19 protein-coding genes are annotated in these 18,678 nt (G+C 31.6%); 6 read left to right on the top strand and 13 right to left on the bottom strand.

The window, feature by feature from the left end; genetic code table 11:
• Positions 1-8: 8 nt before the first annotated feature.
• Together QZ357_RS05905 and rho are read left to right on the top strand one after the other, a co-directional pair.
• Positions 9-773 carry a hypothetical protein gene (locus QZ357_RS05905; protein ID WP_290773098.1) on the top strand — a complete coding sequence of 255 codons (765 nt, stop codon included), beginning with the start codon at positions 9-11 and terminating at the stop codon, positions 771-773.
• Between the two features lie 859 nt (positions 774-1,632).
• The gene (gene rho / locus QZ357_RS05900) at positions 1,633-3,204 is read left to right on the top strand and encodes a transcription termination factor Rho (RefSeq protein ID WP_290773095.1); all 1,572 of its coding nucleotides are present in this window, start codon (positions 1,633-1,635) and stop codon (positions 3,202-3,204) included.
• Positions 3,205-3,311: 107 nt separating this feature from the next.
• Here the strand turns inward: rho and jag are convergent, their stop codons facing one another.
• From jag to orr, 9 genes are all read right to left on the bottom strand, one after another.
• Positions 3,312-3,947 (bottom strand): RNA-binding cell elongation regulator Jag/EloR, encoded by a 636-nt coding sequence (jag, locus tag QZ357_RS05895; protein ID WP_290773092.1) that lies wholly within the window; start codon positions 3,945-3,947, stop codon positions 3,312-3,314.
• Positions 3,910-4,689, bottom strand: coding sequence for a YidC/Oxa1 family membrane protein insertase (locus tag QZ357_RS05890; RefSeq protein ID WP_290773089.1), 780 nt, complete (start codon positions 4,687-4,689; stop codon positions 3,910-3,912). The genes jag and QZ357_RS05890 overlap by 38 nt, the downstream gene beginning before the upstream one ends.
• A gap of 15 nt (positions 4,690-4,704) precedes the next feature.
• A complete protein-coding gene (yidD, locus tag QZ357_RS05885; protein ID WP_366934126.1) occupies positions 4,705-4,929 on the bottom strand; it encodes a membrane protein insertion efficiency factor YidD in 225 nt (74 codons plus the stop codon).
• Positions 4,907-5,260 (bottom strand): ribonuclease P protein component, encoded by a 354-nt coding sequence (gene rnpA, locus QZ357_RS05880; RefSeq protein ID WP_290773083.1) that lies wholly within the window; start codon positions 5,258-5,260, stop codon positions 4,907-4,909. Before rnpA ends, yidD begins: the two co-directional genes overlap by 23 nt.
• Before the next feature lie 58 nt (positions 5,261-5,318).
• Entirely contained in the window at positions 5,319-5,453 is a 135-nt protein-coding gene (rpmH, locus tag QZ357_RS05875) for a 50S ribosomal protein L34 (RefSeq protein WP_138268555.1), read from the bottom strand.
• Positions 5,454-5,482: 29 nt separating this feature from the next.
• Positions 5,483-5,683: a 50S ribosomal protein L31 gene (gene rpmE, locus QZ357_RS05870; protein ID WP_039945265.1), complete on the bottom strand. Its 201-nt coding sequence runs from the start codon at positions 5,681-5,683 to the stop codon at positions 5,483-5,485.
• A gap of 189 nt (positions 5,684-5,872) precedes the next feature.
• Complete coding sequence (gene hemW, locus QZ357_RS05865) at positions 5,873-7,003, bottom strand: radical SAM family heme chaperone HemW (RefSeq protein ID WP_290773076.1); 1,131 nt, start codon at positions 7,001-7,003, stop codon at positions 5,873-5,875.
• Positions 6,996-8,801, bottom strand: a complete 1,806-nt coding sequence (gene lepA, locus QZ357_RS05860; RefSeq protein ID WP_290773074.1) for a translation elongation factor 4 — start codon at positions 8,799-8,801, stop codon at positions 6,996-6,998. Before lepA ends, hemW begins: the two co-directional genes overlap by 8 nt.
• 103 nt (positions 8,802-8,904) lie before the next feature.
• Positions 8,905-9,966, bottom strand: a complete 1,062-nt coding sequence (gene orr / locus QZ357_RS05855) for an ornithine racemase Orr (protein WP_290773071.1) — start codon at positions 9,964-9,966, stop codon at positions 8,905-8,907.
• A 129-nt stretch (positions 9,967-10,095) separates the two neighbouring features.
• Between orr and QZ357_RS05850 the strand changes: the two genes are divergently transcribed.
• The 3 genes from QZ357_RS05850 to QZ357_RS05840 all read left to right on the top strand — a co-directional run bounded on the left by QZ357_RS05850 (position 10,096) and on the right by QZ357_RS05840 (position 13,460).
• Positions 10,096-11,313, top strand: a complete 1,218-nt coding sequence (locus QZ357_RS05850; RefSeq protein WP_290773068.1) for an arginine deiminase — start codon at positions 10,096-10,098, stop codon at positions 11,311-11,313.
• 9 nt (positions 11,314-11,322) lie between these two features.
• A complete protein-coding gene (argF, locus tag QZ357_RS05845) occupies positions 11,323-12,330 on the top strand; it encodes an ornithine carbamoyltransferase (protein ID WP_290773065.1) in 1,008 nt (335 codons plus the stop codon).
• 131 nt (positions 12,331-12,461) lie between these two features.
• Positions 12,462-13,460 (top strand): membrane dipeptidase, encoded by a 999-nt coding sequence (locus tag QZ357_RS05840; protein WP_290773062.1) that lies wholly within the window; start codon positions 12,462-12,464, stop codon positions 13,458-13,460.
• 72 nt (positions 13,461-13,532) lie between these two features.
• On the opposite strand, the gene QZ357_RS05835 is transcribed toward QZ357_RS05840, so the two are convergent.
• From QZ357_RS05835 to ftsE, 4 genes are all read right to left on the bottom strand, one after another.
• On the bottom strand, positions 13,533-14,681 hold the full coding sequence (locus QZ357_RS05835; RefSeq protein ID WP_290773059.1) for a peptidoglycan DD-metalloendopeptidase family protein: 1,149 nt from the start codon (positions 14,679-14,681) through the stop codon (positions 13,533-13,535).
• Positions 14,682-14,756: 75 nt separating this feature from the next.
• Entirely contained in the window at positions 14,757-16,013 is a 1,257-nt protein-coding gene (locus QZ357_RS05830) for a peptidoglycan DD-metalloendopeptidase family protein (RefSeq protein ID WP_290773057.1), read from the bottom strand.
• A gap of 10 nt (positions 16,014-16,023) precedes the next feature.
• A complete protein-coding gene (gene ftsX / locus QZ357_RS05825) occupies positions 16,024-16,911 on the bottom strand; it encodes a permease-like cell division protein FtsX (RefSeq protein WP_290773231.1) in 888 nt (295 codons plus the stop codon).
• Between the two features lie 10 nt (positions 16,912-16,921).
• Entirely contained in the window at positions 16,922-17,602 is a 681-nt protein-coding gene (ftsE, locus tag QZ357_RS05820; RefSeq protein WP_290773054.1) for a cell division ATP-binding protein FtsE, read from the bottom strand.
• A gap of 382 nt (positions 17,603-17,984) precedes the next feature.
• Here ftsE and QZ357_RS05815 point away from each other — a divergent pair.
• Positions 17,985-18,678: response regulator transcription factor (locus QZ357_RS05815; protein WP_290773052.1), on the top strand; the 694-nt coding region annotated here is incomplete at its 3' end.

Genomic DNA, 18,678 nt, shown 5'->3' with positions numbered 1-18,678 from the left:
GGAAGTCTATGAATTACGACATCCTAATTTATAACGGAAAGTTCCATACATTTGAAAACCCATTTGATTTCTACAAAAGTATGCTTATAAAAAACGGCAAAATAGTAAAATTATATAAAGAAAATTATATTGAGGATGATATAAACTTAAAAAATGACATAAAGGATATAGTGGACTTGCACGGACAAATTGCAATTCCATCTTTTATTTCAAACCCGGTTTATATTCTTCCTCTTATTTTATTTATATCAAATCCGTCAGAAAGTTTTAATGATATTCATAAGGCAGAAAAGTATTATCAAATCTTAACTAAAGAGGAAAAAGAAAAAATAATAAAAAAAGCCATAAAATATTTCATATATAACGGAATAAGTACTGTTATAATAAAAGAGGACAAAAGAAAATACAGTATAAACAATAAACTTACAGAATATATAAAAAAACATTTAAACATAATGTTTATACCGGAAGATAAAAATTCCTTATGTAACCATAAAATACACAATGTACATCAAGAACTTTACCCGCTAAATAAAATAAAGAAAGATATAAAAAGCGGAATGGACTCATATATGGCATTCAAAAAAGAACTTTATTTACAAAAAAGATATATGAATTTTAACTGTAATATCGGACTTATAAAAGAAAATTACTATGCCAATTTTACAATACTGAGTAAAAATCTTTTTTTGCTGAACAAAGATAACGTTGAACCTATAGTACCCATAAAGACTTTTGTATTCGGAAAAGAAATGATAAAAAAGACCAATTAATTTATATATAACCTAAAAAAGACCTCAAGGGTCTTTTTTAGTGATAAAATGAGGGAATGATATGAAAATTTATTTACATATCATTTAGGGGAAATTATGAAAAAGTCTTTCAACTTTTACGGTCTTAGTATACTATCAAAAATTGAAAACCCATTGTAAATTATGTGAAAATTTTTAGAACATTTTCTATCAAAAAACAATATTTATTTAGAACATAAAAATAAATATTTATACTGCAAAAACAAATTTAAAATACATTATAACAATAAAAAAGACCTAACGGCCTTTTTTATTGTTATTTATCTTTTCCTTGTCAAAGGATTGTTTTCCTAATAAAAAGAAAATCATAACATTTTTAAAATTAAAGGGGAAATTGTAATGTAAAACATTATCTGTTTTACATTTTTAAGTATACACCGACTAATTGACAATGATTTGTTATAAATGTGAAAAACTAAGGAAAAAATCTACCCTTTTAAGTTAAAAAAACATTAGAATATTAAGTAATTATTTATTTTAGACCTTTAATATCTCTTATAATATTATCTACAGATATGAAATTCTTTTTTTTATCATTTTATATTTCTAAATTTTATCTTTTTAAAATTATCTTTTTTGTAATTATATAAATAAAAATAACATAAAATATAATTTTATCGACTTCCAAACCTATCCACATATAACACACCTTCCTATATACATTATATTTATAAAGAAAAAAATAATAACTTTATAATTGATTTATTGTATCACTTATAGTAAAATTCATTATAAGTTTATTCTAGATTTTATCCATTCATCTATAAATTATATTCACAAAAAATCTTATTTTTAATCTTTTCATTTTCGGAGGTATTTAATGAATAATGAAGAATTAAGTAAGCTGAAGGTAGCTGAACTTAAAGAAAAAGCGGACGAATTGGGCATTACAGAAAAATTAAAGGGACTTAAAAAACAAGAAATTATTGACTTAATTTTACAAAAGGAAGAAGAACGCACAAAAAAATATTCTAAACTGAAAGATCCCATATCAAACAGTTTTAATATGGAAGGCGAAGTACAGGTTCTTCCCGAAGGCTTCGCTTTTTTAAGACCGAAAAACATGAAGAAACCAGAAGATGCCGTATATGTGGCGGCAAGTCAGGTACAAAGGTTTAAAATAAAAACCGGCGATATTTTATCGGGGAAAGTACGTCCTCCAAAAGAAGGTGAAAAGTATTATGCAATGCTGTTTTTGGAAGGGGTTAACGGAAGAAAAACCAGCGATATTTTAAAAGAAGAAAAGCAAAAACTTCATAAAAACGACGAGAAAGATATGACATTATATTCCGAATCCCATGAAGGAATTTTAGATATTCTATCTGACGGATACGGATTTTTGAGAACAAATAACTATCTCCAAGGAGAAAATGATATATATGTTGCACCTCAACATATAAGAAAGTATAAATTAAAAGCAGGAGACTTGGTACGAGGCAGAATAAGACTTTCTTCGGAAGGTGAAAAATTTGATGCACTTCTATATGTGGAAAGCGTAAACGGAAAAGATCCAGAAAGTATAGTAACGAGAAAAGACTTTGAAAAGCTGATTCCAATATTTCCAAATGAACGTATAACTTTAGAAACCGAAAAAAATATTCTTTCTACAAGATTAATAGACATGTTCTCTCCTATAGGAAAAGGGCAAAGAGGTCTTATTGTTGCTGCACCAAAAGTCGGTAAAACAATACTTTTAAAACAAATCGCAAAAGCAATAAGAAAAAATCATCCTAGTATACATTTGATTGTATTACTGATAGACGAACGTCCTGAAGAAGTAACGGATATACAGCGTAGCATTGATTCTGACGTAGTTTATTCCACATTTGACCAGAACCCTGCAAACCATATAAAAGCCGCCGAAATGGTCTTAGACAGAGCCAAAAGACTTGTAGAAAATAATGAAGACGTTGTTGTACTCATGGATAGCATCACAAGGTTTACAAGAGCAAATAATCTCGTAATACCTTCTTCCGGCAGGACCTTATCAGGAGGACTTGATCCGGAAAGCTTATATTATCCAAAAAAATTCTTTGGAGCCGCAAGAAATATAGAAAACGGCGGAAGCCTTACAATACTAGCAACTGCCCTTGTCGACACAGGCAGCAGAATGGATGATGTTATTTTTGAAGAGTTCAAAGGAACAGGCAATATGGAACTTGTACTGGAAAGAGCACTTGCGAGAAGAAGGGTATTTCCGGCAATGGATATAATAAAATCCGGTGCAAGAAGAGATGATCTTTTATTAAACGATGAAGAATTAAACTGCGCAAATATGCTAAGAAGAAATTCAATGGATAGTCTCGAACTTTCAGAAAGAATCATAAACTTAATGAAAAAAACCAGAAACAATAAAGAATTTATAAATGTTTGTACAAAAAATATGAAATAATATTTATTCAATCCATTATGTTTTAAATTAAATATATGTGATAAGCAATAACATTTTATTAAATTTATTACACAAAAAAAGACTGTTTATATAAACAGTCTTTCATTTTATCCCTTATATTCTATAATAAGATGTCTGTTGATACCTTCATCCACAGAATATGTACTTATCCCCTCTTTTCCTTGAAGATAAGCATGAATAATTCTTCTTTCATAAGGATTCATAGGCTCAAGCTCTACATTCATCTTTTTACGAACAGCTTTTTCAGCAAGTCGTTCAGCTAAATTTTCAAGAGTAACTTTTCTCTTTTCTCTGTAATTATTAATATCCAATATAACTCTTATATATTCATCGGAATTCTTATTTACCACAAGACTTGTCAAATATTGAAGAGAATCCAAAGTCTGTCCGTGTTTACCTATTAAAACTCCTATATTTTCAATGTCGAGTTTTATAAACATATTTCTGTTTTCTTCATCTAATTCAACAGAAATCAATGAATGAATTCCCATCGTGCTTAAAACATTTCTAAGAAAATCTTTTGCAATCTCATCTGACTTATCAATCAAAGTAACTTCAACCTTAGCACCTTTAGCACCTATTCCCATAAAACCTGAAGTAGGAACTTCCAAAACCTTTGTGGTTACGTCTTCGCTTTTTGCCCCGAGCTTACTTAATGCGTCTTTTACCGCATCTTCTACTGTTTTACCTTTTCCTACTGCGCTTTTTCTTTTTCTTTCCACTTGGTACCTCCGCATAATTATTAACCGGTTTTACATGTAAAGCTTCTGCCGTAATCGGTTTGAATTTATACATCAATTCAGTTTGTAAAATCCCAAGAAGAGTTGTAACAGCCCAATAAATAGATAATGCTCCCGGGAAAGTAAGCGACATGTAACCGATCATTAAAATCATAAAGTTGTTCATCATAGCCATACTGCTGCCCATATTACTGTCTGCCTGTGCTGCCAGGGCTTGTTTTTGTTGATAATAAGTTGCAACAACTGTTATGGCAACAATTCCCAAAGAAACAAAAAATGATGTTGATGCTCCGCTTGTTCTAAATATATTTATTGTAGATAAGCTTATATTATCAATACCCAAAAAAGACATCGATACGTGATTCATTCCATCTTGAAATACATATAAAGTAGGATTCCTCAAAACACCGAACAACCCTATAATAATCGGAAACTGAAGAAGTAAAGGCAGACACCCGCTCATCGGGTTGTAGTTATACTTTTCGTATATCTTCCACATTTCTTCTCCCTGTTTTGCCTTATCATTCTTGTACTTTTCCTGAACTCTCATCACTTCAGGATTAATTACTCTCATAATCTGCGTTGATTTAATCTGCTTGTATGTAATCGGAAGTAATATTAACTTTGCAAAAACCGCAAATAAAATTATAGCTAAACCATAGTTACCTACAAAGTTATAAAGAAATAATAATACTTTTCCAAATAACATATACAAATACGACATATTTTTTCTTTCCTCCTATAAAAATTTCTCCGGTACCGGATCATACCCTCCTTTTGAAAAAGGATTGCACCTAAGAATTCTGTAAACACTGAGTATAGTGCCTTTTACAAAACCATGTTTTTCATACGCCTCCACAGCGTAATTGGAACAGGTTGGAATATATTTACAGCACGGTTTTTTAAGTCCGGATAAGTTTCTTTGATAAAACCTTACAACCTTAGTCATAAACCTTGCCATTATTATCATCTCCCAATTGCAAATCGGCCTTTTTCAATAAATGCAAAAAAGAACCGTTTAATGTTTCATAATCTATATCCTTGGCAAAAACCCTGACAATGCATATTATATCATATCCATCTTTTATTTTATACGCATTTAATCGAGAAATTTCTCTAAGACGCCTTTTTATTTTATTTCTTACTGCTGCATTCCCGACCCTTTTGCTTATCGAAAACCCTATTCTGCTTTCGGCATCGGTTTTTAACGTATAAAACACCAAATGCTTATTGGCAACAGAGTTTTTATTATTATAAACTCTTTTAAAATCAATATTTTTTTTTAATCTCTGCATACTTTATCCTTATCATATACAAAAAAAGGCTACTTGTAGTAGCCTTAGCAGTTAATATCTAAGCAGATAATTGTTTTCTACCTTTTCTTCTTCTATTTCTAATTACATTCTTTCCGCCTGGAGTAGACATTCTGCTTCTAAAACCATGATTTTTCTTTCTTTTATGATTGTTTGGTTGAAACGTTCTTTTCATAATAAGACGATGCCTCCTTCTGTATTATATTAGTCCATATTATATCTTTTCTTAAATCTATCAACTCTACCGCCTGTATCTACAAGTTTTTGTTTACCAGTATAAAACGGATGACATTTTGAACAAATTTCTACACGGATTTCATCTTTTACAGAACCTGTTTCAAAAGTATTTCCACAAGCGCAAGTTACTTTACATTTACCATATTTTGGATGTATTCCTTCTTTCATCTCTTTCACCCCTTTTGACAAATTATTATATAAAAAATAATTTTATATTCTTCACTATATTCGTAGCCTATTAAGTATACTATTTTTTTGTCTATTTTGCAAATGTTTTTTTAATTTTTTCTTTAAATTTAATAAACTTAAGACATATAATCGAAAAATTCAATAATATATTAAAACAAATATTATATATTATATAAATTCCATCATAACAAGATTCGCAAAATCCAAACCTTTTGAGGTCAAGAAAAAACGATTATCTTCTATTTTAACAAGACCTTTGTTTAAAAACTTGTCTATCTCGTCCTTGTATTTAATTCGAAAATCAATATTAAATTTATTATTAAACTTATCAATGTCAATGCCTTTGATTTTTCTCAAACCGAGCATAATATAATCCCCCATAAGTTCACTTTCATTTAAATCATGAGAACACTTTATCGGAAGGACATCATTATTTAAATCATTTATGTAGTCCCATATACTTTCTTTGTTTGAAGTTCTTGTATTATGAGTAAACCCAGAGGCATTACTTCCAAACCCCAAATAATCAATAAAATCCCAACAGTTTAAATTATGTTTGCTTTCATATCCTTTTTTCGCAAAATTTGATATTTCATAATGTTCATAACCGTACTCATACAATTTATTTATACAATAATGATACATCTTTCTATCCAATACATCATCCGTCTCAATACTATTTTTACTATAATATTCATATAATTTTGTATTGTCTTCTAAAATCAATGAATATGTGGAAATATGCGTTGGATTAAGCATTAATACTTTCTCTAGAGAATCCATAAAATCACTTAAAGTTTCATCTGGCAGCGAAAACATCAAATCAACGTTTATATTCTCAAATCCGGTCTTTTTACATAGATTATAGGAAGAAAGAAATTTTTCGTAAGTATGAATTCTTCCGATTCTTTTTAATGTATCATTATCGGCAGACTGCAGTCCCAAACTTATTCTGTTAAAACCGGCATTCTTATAGTCCTCAAGTTTTTTTTCTGTTATACTCTCCGGATTTGCTTCTATGGTTATTTCAGCATTATCTGCAAAAACGAAATGTTCCCTTAATAATTTTAAAATCTCGACTATATAATGACTGTCTACGTAACTGGGAGTTCCTCCGCCAAAATAAAGGGTAGAAATAATTCTACCCAAAGCCTCTTCTTTTTTCATTGATATTTCTTTTTTTAGCGCATCAAAATATTCTGTAATGAAAGTCTCTCTTCCTGCAAAAGATGCAAAATCACAGTAGTAACATTTGTGCTTACAAAAAGGTACGTGTACATATATTGAACTGTTATTCATCTAACTTAAGTACTGCAGTAAATGCATCTTGCGGAACCTCCACTTTTCCGACTTGACGCATCTTCTTTTTCCCTTCCTTCTGCTTTTCAAGCAATTTTCTCTTTCGTGAAATATCTCCGCCATAACACTTGGCAAGAACATCTTTTCTAAGTGCTCTTACTGTTTCTCTGGCAATTATCTTTCCGCCTATGGCTGCCTGTATAGGAATTTCAAACATCTGTCTTGGAATTTCTTCTTTTAATTTTTTTACTATTTGCCTTCCTCTCGCCTGAGCCTTATCCCTATGAACAATAAAAGACAGCGCGTCAACGATCTCTCCGTTCAAAAGTATGTCAAGCTTCACAAGATCCGCCTTTCTGTAATCAATAAGTTCATAATCAAGAGAAGCATATCCTTTGGTTCTCGATTTTAATGTATCAAAAAAATCATAGATAATTTCGTTTAAAGGCATTTCATATTTTAGGTTTACACGGTTTTCCTCTATATAATCCATGGTTTTATATATGCCTCTTTTATTTTGACATATTTCCATTACCTGACCGACATATTCACTCGGAAGCATTATATTTGCATCCACAAAAGGCTCTTCCATATAATTTATCTCCGGAATAGGCGGGAGATTCGTTGGGTTATCAACTTTCAACATTGTTCCGTCAGTCTTGGTTACATGATATATTACACTCGGAGTTGTTGTTACTATATCCAAATTGTATTCTCTGTCTATTCTCTGCTGAGTAACTTCGAGATGAAGAAGCCCCAAAAATCCGCATCTAAAGCCAAAGCCTAATGCCACCGATGTTTCCGGCTCATATAACAAAGATGCATCGTTTAATTTTAATTTGCCTAAAGCTTCTTTTAAATCCTCATACTTACTTCCGTCAGCAGGATATATTCCACAGTACACCATCGGTGTAATGCTCTTATAACCTGGAAGAGGTTCATCGGCAAGATTATCATTATCCATTACTGTATCTCCGACTCTCGTATCAGCAACGTTCTTTATACTTGCGCATATATATCCTACATCCCCGCTTTCAAGCTTTGATGTCGAAGTAAGAGTATTGGTAAATATTCCAACTTCTTCAACCTCAAATACTTTATTTGTGGCATAAAACCTAATATTTGTTCCTTTTTTAACTTCTCCGTCAACTATCCTCGTGCTTATTACAACACCTTTATATTGATCATAATAAGAATCAAAAATAAGCCCTCTGAAAGGTCGTTTGTTCTGCTCCTTTGGAGCAGGAATATTATTGACAATAGCTTCCAATACATCATCAATATTAAGCCCTTCCTTTGCCGAAATCAAAGGAGCATCATCGGCAGGAAGTCCTATATAATCTTCAATTTCTCTTTTTGCCATTTCAGCATCTGCACTTGGAAGATCAATTTTATTTATCACAGGAATTATTTCAAGATCATTTTCAAGCGCCAAATAAACATTTGCCATTGTTTGAGCCTGTATTCCCTGAGTTGCGTCTACTATAAGAATTGCCCCCTCACAAGCCGCAAGAGAACGGGATACTTCATAAGTAAAGTCCACATGTCCCGGAGTATCTATTAAGTTTAAATAATATTCTTCTCCGTCTTTTGCTTTATATACAAGCCTTACAGCCTGAAGCTTTATGGTTATTCCTCTCTCCTGCTCCAAATCCATTTTATCAAGTACCTGACTTGTCATTTCTCTTTGAGATATCAACCCGGTCTTTTCGATCAATCTGTCTGCAAGAGTAGATTTGCCGTGATCTATATGTGCTATAATACAAAAGTTTCTTGTTCTTTCTTGTTTACTTTTCATCTTTCACCTTTTAATGTAATAATGTCAATAAATTTTATCATAAAACTCCAATAATAAAAAGTATTAAATCCTATAAATACATATGCAAAAGTACAATTTAAATCTATATATATTCTTTTTCTACATATTTACTCGTCATAGCCGATAATGCGGCACCATAATCCAATTTAAAAGCTACAACATCTCCGACTTTGTAGTTTTTACTGGCATTTGTCATATCCAATATGGTATGGTCACTGCTTGCACCCAGTATATCAATATCCTCATCCAAAGGAATCATACCTTCCGTTTTAACATCCTGCCTTCCTACAGCAATTATGGCTCTTTTCATCGTCCCTTTATTGACAAACTCCGGTTTGTTTCCGAAAGCATCCATTCCTATTTCACCTATCGGAACCGAAGGTTTTTCCTTAAGCTCCACAATCTGTGCCTCAAGAATAAAATTATCGTGATTAAGGCCTTCAACGGGATTTCCGTAGCTGGTTTCTTTTCCCAAAAGAATAACTTCTCCAAGCCTCAAATTGTTAATACCGCTTATCATCTCACCACTGTCAATCAAAGTATAGGAGCTTGAATTCCCTCCGGATATAACTTTAAGTTCCAAATCAAAATCATCTTCTATTCTCTCTTTGATTTTTACCAGTTTTTGAAGATTTTCGGGTCTTGGTATTACGCCTCCGAAACATGTAAGATTAGTACCTATACCGTATAATTCTATATTTTTAAGTTGAAGTATTTTATCTACATCACTTAACAAATCATCAGTACTGAAGTAACCTTCTCTTAAATCCCCTAGATCGATCATAATAATTATTTTATGAACAGTATTTTGTTTATAAGCTTCTTTATTAAGAAGTCGTATGGTTTTCAGTTCACTGTTTAAAGATACATCGCTGTATCTTACAACATCTTCTATCTCACTTTCCATAGGCAATCTTAAAAGCCATTTTTCCATATTGAAACAAGATAAAGTTTTAAGATTATCTACTCTTGAATCTCCAAAAGCAGAAACGCCACCTTTTACAAGCTCTTCCGCAATATTTTCATCTGCCAAGAACATCTTAGTTACCGCTGTTATATTTATACCGAATCCTCTGCACTTATCACAAATTCTCGACATATTTTCTCTTATGCCTATTAAGTTTATTTTAACTTTAGGATACATAATCACTCTCCTTATATATTAAAAACTTTTATTTAAATTCCTTTATATTATTTTAATACTGTGTTATTATATGATAATATATTATATAGTTAACATTATATCAAAAAAAAATTAAAAAAGTAGGTTATTATGGATAAATTATCAATTAATAGTGAAATAGGAAAACTAAAAAAGATTTTGCTTCATAGACCGGGCTTTGAACTTGACAGAATAACTCCTGATGATTTAAAGGAAGTACTGTTCGATGATATCCCATGGATGAGCAGAATGAGAAAGGAACACGACGGATTTGCACATATATTGAGGGAAACAGGTACCGAAGTATTGTATGTTACCGATTGTCTTCTTCAAGTAATCAATAATAACGAAGAAGCCAAAAAAGAACTTATTGAAATAGCATTAAGCGAAGTACAATATGACAACATAACAATAAACGGACTCAGAGAGTTTCTAATGAGCCTAAACAATAAAGAACTCATAAGATGTATAATAGCAGGATTAAGTGAAAGCGAAATAAAATCAAACAGAGTAACCCTGTCTGACTTTATGCAAGACAGATATCCTTATTATTTTAAACCCATTCCCAACCTATATTTCATGAGAGACGTCGGAGTGGTTATTAAAAACGGTGTGGCTTTCAGCAGAATGAAAACACATATAAGAAGAAGAGAAAGCCTAATAGTAAGACTTATATATAAATATCATCCAGAATTCTCTCAAACACCCGTATACTTCGATAACCAGAAAGAAAAAATGAGCCTTGAAGGCGGAGATGTATTGGTATTAAGCAAAGAATGCGTACTTATAGGATTTTCGGAAAGGACTTCTCTTGAAGGAATAGACAAACTCAGCGAAAACCTCCTTAATTCCAACAGCGGAATAAAAAAAGTTTTGGCGGTAAAAATACCACATGAAAGAGCTTTTATGCATCTTGACACAGTATTTACAATGGTTGATTACGATAAATTTATTATTTTCCCTAATATCCTTAATTCTATTGAAGTTATAACTATAACAAGTAATGAAAAGGGAACACTTAAATATCAAAAAGAAGAAAACTTAAAAACGGCGCTTGCAAAAGCGTTAAATCTTCCAAGTGTAAAATTAATCAAAAGCGGAGGAAGCAGCAGTGTAATATCGGCAAGAGAACAATGGAACGACAGCACGAATACATTTGCAATATCTCCGGGAATTGTTATAACATATAACAGAAATGAAATTTCAAACGAAATTTTAGACAGAAACGGTATAAAGGTATTGTCAATAGAAGGAAGCGAGCTTGTAAGAGGAAGAGGTGGCCCACGATGTATGAGTATGCCCCTTGTAAGAGAAGATATTGATTTTTAGGAGGAACAAATGAGCATAAATCTAAAAGGAAGAAGCTTTTTAACATTAAAAGATTATACAACAGAAGAAATAGAATTTCTTCTCGACTTAGCAAAACAATTAAAAGAAAAAAAGAAGAGTGGAGAAGAAGGGAATTTACTGAAAGGTAAAAACATAGTCCTTCTTTTCGAAAAAACATCTACAAGAACAAGATGTGCTTTTGAAACAGCTGCATACGACGAAGGTGCCCATGTTACCTTTTTAACTAATTCACAAATGGGTAAAAAAGAATCATTGGAGGACACAGCAAAAGTTCTTGGTAGAATGTTTGACGGTATAGAATTCAGGGGATTCAAACAAGAAACCGTTGAAGACTTGGCAAAATATTCTGGTGTACCGGTATGGAATGGACTTACAGACTTATACCATCCAACACAGTTACTTGCAGATATTCTTACTTTATACGAAAATATAGATAAAAAAAATAACAATGATATAAAATTAACATATGTCGGAGATGCAAGAAACAATGTATCAAATTCGTTGCTTATAGGATGCGCAAAGCTTGGAATTAACTTTGCGGCTGCGGCACCGAAATCCCTTTGGCCGGATGAAAACTTAGTAAAAGAAATGGAAATAATTGCAAAAGCGAACGGCAGCACCGTACTTATAACAGAAGATATCGATAAAGCAGTAAAAGACAGCGATGCATTATATACGGATATTTGGGTATCGATGGGAGAAGAAGATAAATTTGAAGAAAGAATAAATATTCTTAAAAATTATCAAGTAAATATGGATATGATCAAAAAGACAAACAATGAAAATGTTATATTCTTACATTGCCTGCCATCATTCCATGATTTAAACACAGAAATAGGAAAAGACGTTTATGAAAAATACGGACTTAAAGAAATGGAAGTAACAGACGAAGTATTCAGAAGCAAATACTCAAAAGTATTTGATGAAGCGGAAAACAGAGTTCACACAATTAAAGCCGTAATGTGTGCAACACTTTCAGACAAGCTATATAAATAATAATAAACGTAAAATATAAAAGCAGTTAAAACTTGATTTTAACTGCTTTTAATTTACTATATTTTACTTAGTATACTTTATCAGCATTACAGATCATAATTAAACAGTATACAATAATAAAGGAGAGAAACATGAAACTAATAGATTTGCACTGCGATACTTTTTCCAGAATGCACGAAGAAAAAATATATGATATAGATGAAAATAATTTGCATATAGATTTAAAAAAACTAAAAAAAGCCGATTCTTTTATACAAGTTTTTGCATTATTTGATAATAAAGAAATTACCGGATATAACTTGGAAGAATACAATAAGCTTTTAGATTTTGCATTTAATATTATAGAAAATAATCAAAACAAATTTAACCTTATAAAAAATTACGAAGACATCAAAGATAACAACAAACAAAATATCCTTGTTTCCACAGAAGATATGGGAAGTATAAGGGAAAATTTAGAAAATATAAAATACTACTATAACCGTGGAATAAGAATGGGATCAATCACATGGAATCACGAGAACTCACTCGCATATCCAAACACTATGAATCCTAAACTGGGTCTAAAGAAATTCGGAAAAGAAGCTGTTGAATATATGGAAAGTATAGGAATGATAATCGACGTATCACATCTTAACGACGGAGGTTTTTATGATGTTGCGGATATAACAAAAGAACCTTTCATTGCTTCACATTCCTGCTCAAGAACTCTATGCTCCAATTCAAGAAACCTAAAAGATGATATGATTAAAATAATAGCCGGCAAAGGTGGAATTATAGGTATAAATTTTTACAGTTTATTTTTATCTAAGTTGGATAAAAAAACAGAAGAAATGATACATCAACTGATAAAAGAAAAAAACTATACAAAAGCTGACAGCCTAATATATAACTTCACAAGTAAAAATGATGATATAATAAAACATATTTCTCACATTAGGAATATAGGCGGAAGTGAAGCTATAGCCTTTGGCAGTGATTTTGACGGAATAAGTTGCAATCTTGAAATGAAAGATATTTCCGGTATACAAACTTTAATACCTTTACTTAAAAAAAGTGGATTCAGCGAAAATGAAATAGAAAAACTTTATTATAAAAACGCTTTAAGATTATTCAAAGATATACTTTGAAAGATCAATATATGTACATTTATAAAAAATAAAAAGAGGTATATACCTCTTTTTTATTTAAAATTATATTTATTACATCCAGTTTCTTGGATTTTGAGTTACACCATCGGCATGAACTTCAAAATGACAATGAGGTCCCGTTGAATATCCGGTACTTCCTCCATATGCAACAACCTGCCCTCTTCTTACTCTTTGTCCTACAGAAACCGCTACTCTTGAATTATGTCCAAGTAAAATCGTAACATGTTTTCCTTTTATAAGACCGGCATCTATACCTACAGCGTATCCGTATCCGCCATACCATCCGGCTATCGTAACCTTTCCGCTTGCCGGTGCAATAACATTATCACCATAACTCAAGCCAATATCCATTCCCGCATGATATTTATAAACACCGGAAATAGGATGGTATCTGTATCCTTGCTCGCTCGTTACATAATAATTACCGGGTGTAGGCCAAGCAAGGGCTCCGCTTCCCGTATTATAAATTTTATCAGTCGAAGAACCACTTTGTGCTGCAAGCTTATTACTTAATTCAGCCTGTTCTTCTTCAAGCTTACTTACTTCACTTTTTAAATCTTTTATATCACCTTTTACATCCGAAAGCTGTGCATTCTTTGCAACTTTTAATGTATCAAGATCTTCTTTATTTGAATTAAGTTTTGAAATAATATCTTCCAGCTCTTTCTTTTCAGCTTCTATTTTATCGGTTTTTACTTGGATGTCTTTTTCAACTTTTTGAAGCTTTGATACTATTTCTTGATCATAATTTACCAACTCCTTAACGGTAGAAATCTTGCTTATCAAATCAGAAAAGTCTTCAGAAGAAAAAATCAGATCAAGATAACCCGTATCACCATACATATACATGGTTTCCATTCTTTCCTTCAATAAGTCTTGATATTCTTTTCTCTTTTCTTTCGCCTTTCTGAGTTCTTTTTTTGATTTTTCCAAAGACGATTGAACCTTTTCCTTCTTTGCTTCCTGTTCAGCTATTTTGGTTTCTAACTTTTCAATTCTGGTATCATAGCTTTCTATTTGATTCGATAAATCTTCAGCAGTACTTTCTTTAGAATCTAAACTATCTCTCTTACTGTCCAGCTTATCTTCTACATCATTCAACTTCTCTCTTGTCGACTTGGCATTTACAACATTTGAAGAAAAACATATCGTAAATGAAAATGCAATAACCAGCATCAGGGGGATAATTTTTTTTCTCATAAATTCTTTATTCTCCTATACCTAACTAAAATTTTAAAATTATGTCTTATTTAAAGAACAAACTACTTATACATTCTATATCTTAACGTAATCAAGGGGATCAACAGCACGACCGTTTTTATATACTGCAAAATGTAAATGAGGACCTGTCGAAATTCCGGTACTTCCGCTATAAGCAACAAGCTGCCCTCTTTTTACTCTCTGTCCTACAGACACGGTAACTCTGCTGTTATGGGCAAGTAAAACAGTAATATGATCTCCGTTTATATTTCCACAGTCTATTCCAACCGCATAACCGTATCCACCGTACCAACCTGCAGTAGTAACCTTACCGTTTGCGGGAGCTTTAACAGCAGTACCCGTACTTACGCCTATATCAACTGCACCATGATTTGTACTTGCTCCGGCTGTAGGTTGATCTCTTGGTCCAAAGTAACTGGTTATATTATAGTGACCAGGGACAGGCCATCCGAGAACACCTTTTCCAGTATTACTACTTGAACTTCCGCCTGAGGAAGAACCGCCACCTCCTGACGAACTACCACCTCCGGAACTTCCATTAGAACCGGATGAAGAACCACTTGAAGTGGAATTATTGTAATCTTCTCCTTTAGATGCACTCTCGGCAGCAATTTTACTGTCAAGGGCAGCTTTTTCAGCTTCAAGAGAAGCAATCTGATTTTTCAAATCATCAATATCTCCCGTAACATTTTCAAGCTGAGAATTTTTAGCTATTTTTAAAATATCTAAATCTTCTTTGTTCTTTTTAAGAGACGCAATTGTAGAGTCTAACTCTTTTTTGTCACTCTCTATTTTATTCGTTTTTACTTTTATATCATTTTCCGCTTTTTGAAGGTTTGCTATAATACCTCTGTCATAACTTACAAGAGATTGAACTGTTATAATTTTACTAATCAAATCAGAAAAGTCTTCAGATGAAAAAATCAAATCCAAATATCCTGTATCACCGTACATATACATGGTCTCCATTCGGCTCTTTAAAGAATTTTGATACTTTATTTTATCTTCTTTTGACTTTTTCAATTCTTTTTTTGTTTTTGACAAATCATTGGTTAGTTTAGTTTGCTTTTTTTCCTGTGAACTTATTGTATTCGTAAGCTCTTCTATCTTTCCGTCAACACTTTTTATTTCATTTGAGATATTATCAGCAGTATTCTGTTTCCCATTTAAATTATCTTTTTTTGTATTAATTTTATTTTTTACATCTTTTAACTCTTGTTTCGTTGTCTTTGCACTCACGCCTGAAGGAAAAATACTTATTGAAAACAAGAATGACACTACCAAAAACAGTGATAATAATTTCTTTTTCATACTAATTATCCTATACATCTAAAAATTTTCTTATAGAAAAGGCACTTCCGGCAGCACCTATGATTATTCCGTATATTATAAACAATAAAGTTACTTCACCCATAATAAATCCCGGAGGTGCAATACTGCTTCCCACAGATAATCCGGTTCCACCGCCTTGTATAAAGCCTACAACATAATAATAAATATTTCTTATTATAAGTATTGCTACACTGGAACCCAAAAGACCTAAAATACTTCCCTCTATCAAAAATGGAAAACGAATATACCAGTCGGTTGCACCGACATACTTCATTACCGTAATATCGTTTCTTCTGGCATAAACGGTAAGCTTTATTGTATTGTATATTATAAAAATACTTACAATACTTAAAACTATAAATATTACAATACATGCAACACTCGCCATATCGTTAAATTTAAGGAGATTATCAACAACCTCCTCACCGTAAACTACATCTTTTACCCCTTCAATATTTTTAGAAAAATCATACATGTTTTTCAATTTCGTTGAATCCGTAACTTTTACTATAAAAGATGCCGGCAAAGGATTATTTTTCCCTTCATAACCATTCAAAAGATAAGATTTTTCACCAAAATCCTGTTTGAAGTTTGTAAGAGCATCATCTTTTGATTCAAATGTAATACTTTTACAAAGACTGTTACTTTGAATTGCAGACTTTATGTCAGAACGCTGCTTGTCCGTAACATCATCATTCAAATAAACTTTAAGCTCCAGATTGTTTTCTATTTCATTTGTCATGAAATTTAAGTTTAACGCAAATACCAAAAATACCCCTATTATTATAAGTGCTGCCACAACAGATAAAATCGATGCTACACTCATAAGAGAATTTCTTTTGATATTTTGAAATGAATCTCTGATAAAAACTTTTATTGTTGATGGTTTAATGGTTGTACCCTCCTTTTCTGTCTCCGATTATTTCTCCGTCTTTTAAAGCAATAACTCTTCTTTGCATTGCATCCACAATCGTTTTGTCATGAGTTGCAACTAAAAGAGTCGTTCCGCTTTTATTAATATCGTGAAGAAGTTTCATTATGCCAACAGACGTATGAGGATCAAGGTTACCTGTAGGCTCATCACATATTAATATTTTAGGATTATTTATAATGCTTCTGGCGATGGCAACTCTTTGTTGCTCTCCACCCGAAAGCTGATTTGGATATTTCCTGGCTTTATCTTTAAGACCAACCATTTTTAGCACATTCGGAACTCTGTTTTGAATTTTGCTTTGTTTATACTGCATAACTTCCATTGCAAAAGCAACATTTTCATAAACGGTTCTGTTTTCAAGAAGTCTGTAATCTTGAAAAACAACTCCTACATGACGTCTTAAAAACGGTACTTGTTTACTCTTTAATTTGTTTAAATCATATCCTGCTACGGAAATATCACCCTCTGTAGGCTCAATTTCCTTAAGAATTAATTTTATCAGTGATGATTTACCCGCACCACTTTTACCGATTACGAATATAAACTCACCTTTGTCTATATTCAAATTTATATTTTTGAGTGCAGGATTCTCTCCGCCTTCATATATTAACGATACATCATTTAAAGTAATCATATATACTCCTATTCTCTAATTTAGATAAATACAAAAAATACACATCTAAAATTCCTATCATTATAAATCATCAGATGTTTATTAAAAATATTATAGCATACTTTGTATGATTATCAATTATTTTGTAGGTTTTTAAGTTTTTTTGTCTGGTAATATTTACCACATATTTATTCGAAATGAACTTAAATAAAATCATAAGTGAAATATCTGTGAATTTAATTATTTTAGATTATAAAATCATACCATTTTTTTACTTAAAATATAAACGTGTACTTACGTTATGATATAATTTTTAATATTAATAAAATATTAATAAATTTCAAAAAAATTATTAAAAACTTAGGTTTATAATGTTCTAAACACTTAAAAGAGGGAGAAAGACATGGACAAATATAATATATTGGTTGTTGATGATGACAAAGAGATAGTAAAAGCTATCGGTATATACCTTTCAAACGAAGGTTATAACATTTTTGAAGCATATGATGGATACAGTGCATTAAAGATTTTGGAAAAAAATGAAATACATTTAATCATTCTTGATATTATGATGCCTAAACTTGATGGTATATCTACTATTACAAAAATCAGAAAAGAGAAAAATGTGCCGGTAATTTTTCTTTCTGCAAAATCAGAAGATACCGATAAAATACTGGGGCTGAATTTAGGTGCGGATGACTATGTAACAAAACCGTTTAATCCTCTTGAATTGATTGCAAGAGTAAAATCTTTAATAAGAAGATATACTGTACTGGGAAATATAAAAGAAGATGAAAATGAAAATATTCTTTCGACGGGAGGACTGACTTTAAATACAGAAACAACCGAAGTTACTATAGACGGAGAAGAAGTAAAGCTGACCGGAACAGAATTTAAAATTCTTAAACTGTTAATGGGGCGTCCCAATAAAGTGTTTTCTATGGAAGAAATTTATGAAAGGGTTTGGGGTGAACTTTCTTATATGACAGATAATACTGTAGCCGTCCATGTAAGACATATAAGAGAAAAAATAGAAATCGACCCTAAAAATCCAAAATATTTAAAGGTGGTGTGGGGAATTGGATACAAAATTGAAA

This window comes from Anaerofustis sp. (assembly GCF_019420015.1).
In the GTDB taxonomy this organism is placed as follows: Bacteria; Bacillota; Clostridia; order Eubacteriales; family Anaerofustaceae; genus Anaerofustis.
This window is presented reverse-complemented; position numbering and strand designations above follow the sequence as displayed.

What these genes read in the sequence shown, in the direction of transcription:
- rpmE (WP_039945265.1), bottom strand. Translation starts at nt 5,683, where the DNA reads ATGAAAGAAGGAATACATCCAAAATATGGTAAATGTAAAGTAACTTGC.
- QZ357_RS05835 (WP_290773059.1), bottom strand. Translation starts at nt 14,681, where the DNA reads ATGAGAAAAAAAATTATCCCCCTGATGCTGGTTATTGCATTTTCATTT.
- QZ357_RS05830 (WP_290773057.1), bottom strand. Translation starts at nt 16,013, where the DNA reads ATGAAAAAGAAATTATTATCACTGTTTTTGGTAGTGTCATTCTTGTTT.
- QZ357_RS05905 (WP_290773098.1), top strand. Translation starts at nt 9, where the DNA reads ATGAATTACGACATCCTAATTTATAACGGAAAGTTCCATACATTTGAA.
- ftsE (WP_290773054.1), bottom strand. Translation starts at nt 17,602, where the DNA reads ATGATTACTTTAAATGATGTATCGTTAATATATGAAGGCGGAGAGAAT.
- rho (WP_290773095.1), top strand. Translation starts at nt 1,633, where the DNA reads ATGAATAATGAAGAATTAAGTAAGCTGAAGGTAGCTGAACTTAAAGAA.
- argF (WP_290773065.1), top strand. Translation starts at nt 11,323, where the DNA reads ATGAGCATAAATCTAAAAGGAAGAAGCTTTTTAACATTAAAAGATTAT.
- lepA (WP_290773074.1), bottom strand. Translation starts at nt 8,801, where the DNA reads ATGAAAAGTAAACAAGAAAGAACAAGAAACTTTTGTATTATAGCACAT.
- orr (WP_290773071.1), bottom strand. Translation starts at nt 9,966, where the DNA reads ATGTATCCTAAAGTTAAAATAAACTTAATAGGCATAAGAGAAAATATG.
- hemW (WP_290773076.1), bottom strand. Translation starts at nt 7,003, where the DNA reads ATGAATAACAGTTCAATATATGTACACGTACCTTTTTGTAAGCACAAA.
- QZ357_RS05840 (WP_290773062.1), top strand. Translation starts at nt 12,462, where the DNA reads ATGAAACTAATAGATTTGCACTGCGATACTTTTTCCAGAATGCACGAA.
- rnpA (WP_290773083.1), bottom strand. Translation starts at nt 5,260, where the DNA reads ATGCAGAGATTAAAAAAAAATATTGATTTTAAAAGAGTTTATAATAAT.
- QZ357_RS05850 (WP_290773068.1), top strand. Translation starts at nt 10,096, where the DNA reads ATGGATAAATTATCAATTAATAGTGAAATAGGAAAACTAAAAAAGATT.
- rpmH (WP_138268555.1), bottom strand. Translation starts at nt 5,453, where the DNA reads ATGAAAAGAACGTTTCAACCAAACAATCATAAAAGAAAGAAAAATCAT.
- QZ357_RS05890 (WP_290773089.1), bottom strand. Translation starts at nt 4,689, where the DNA reads ATGTCGTATTTGTATATGTTATTTGGAAAAGTATTATTATTTCTTTAT.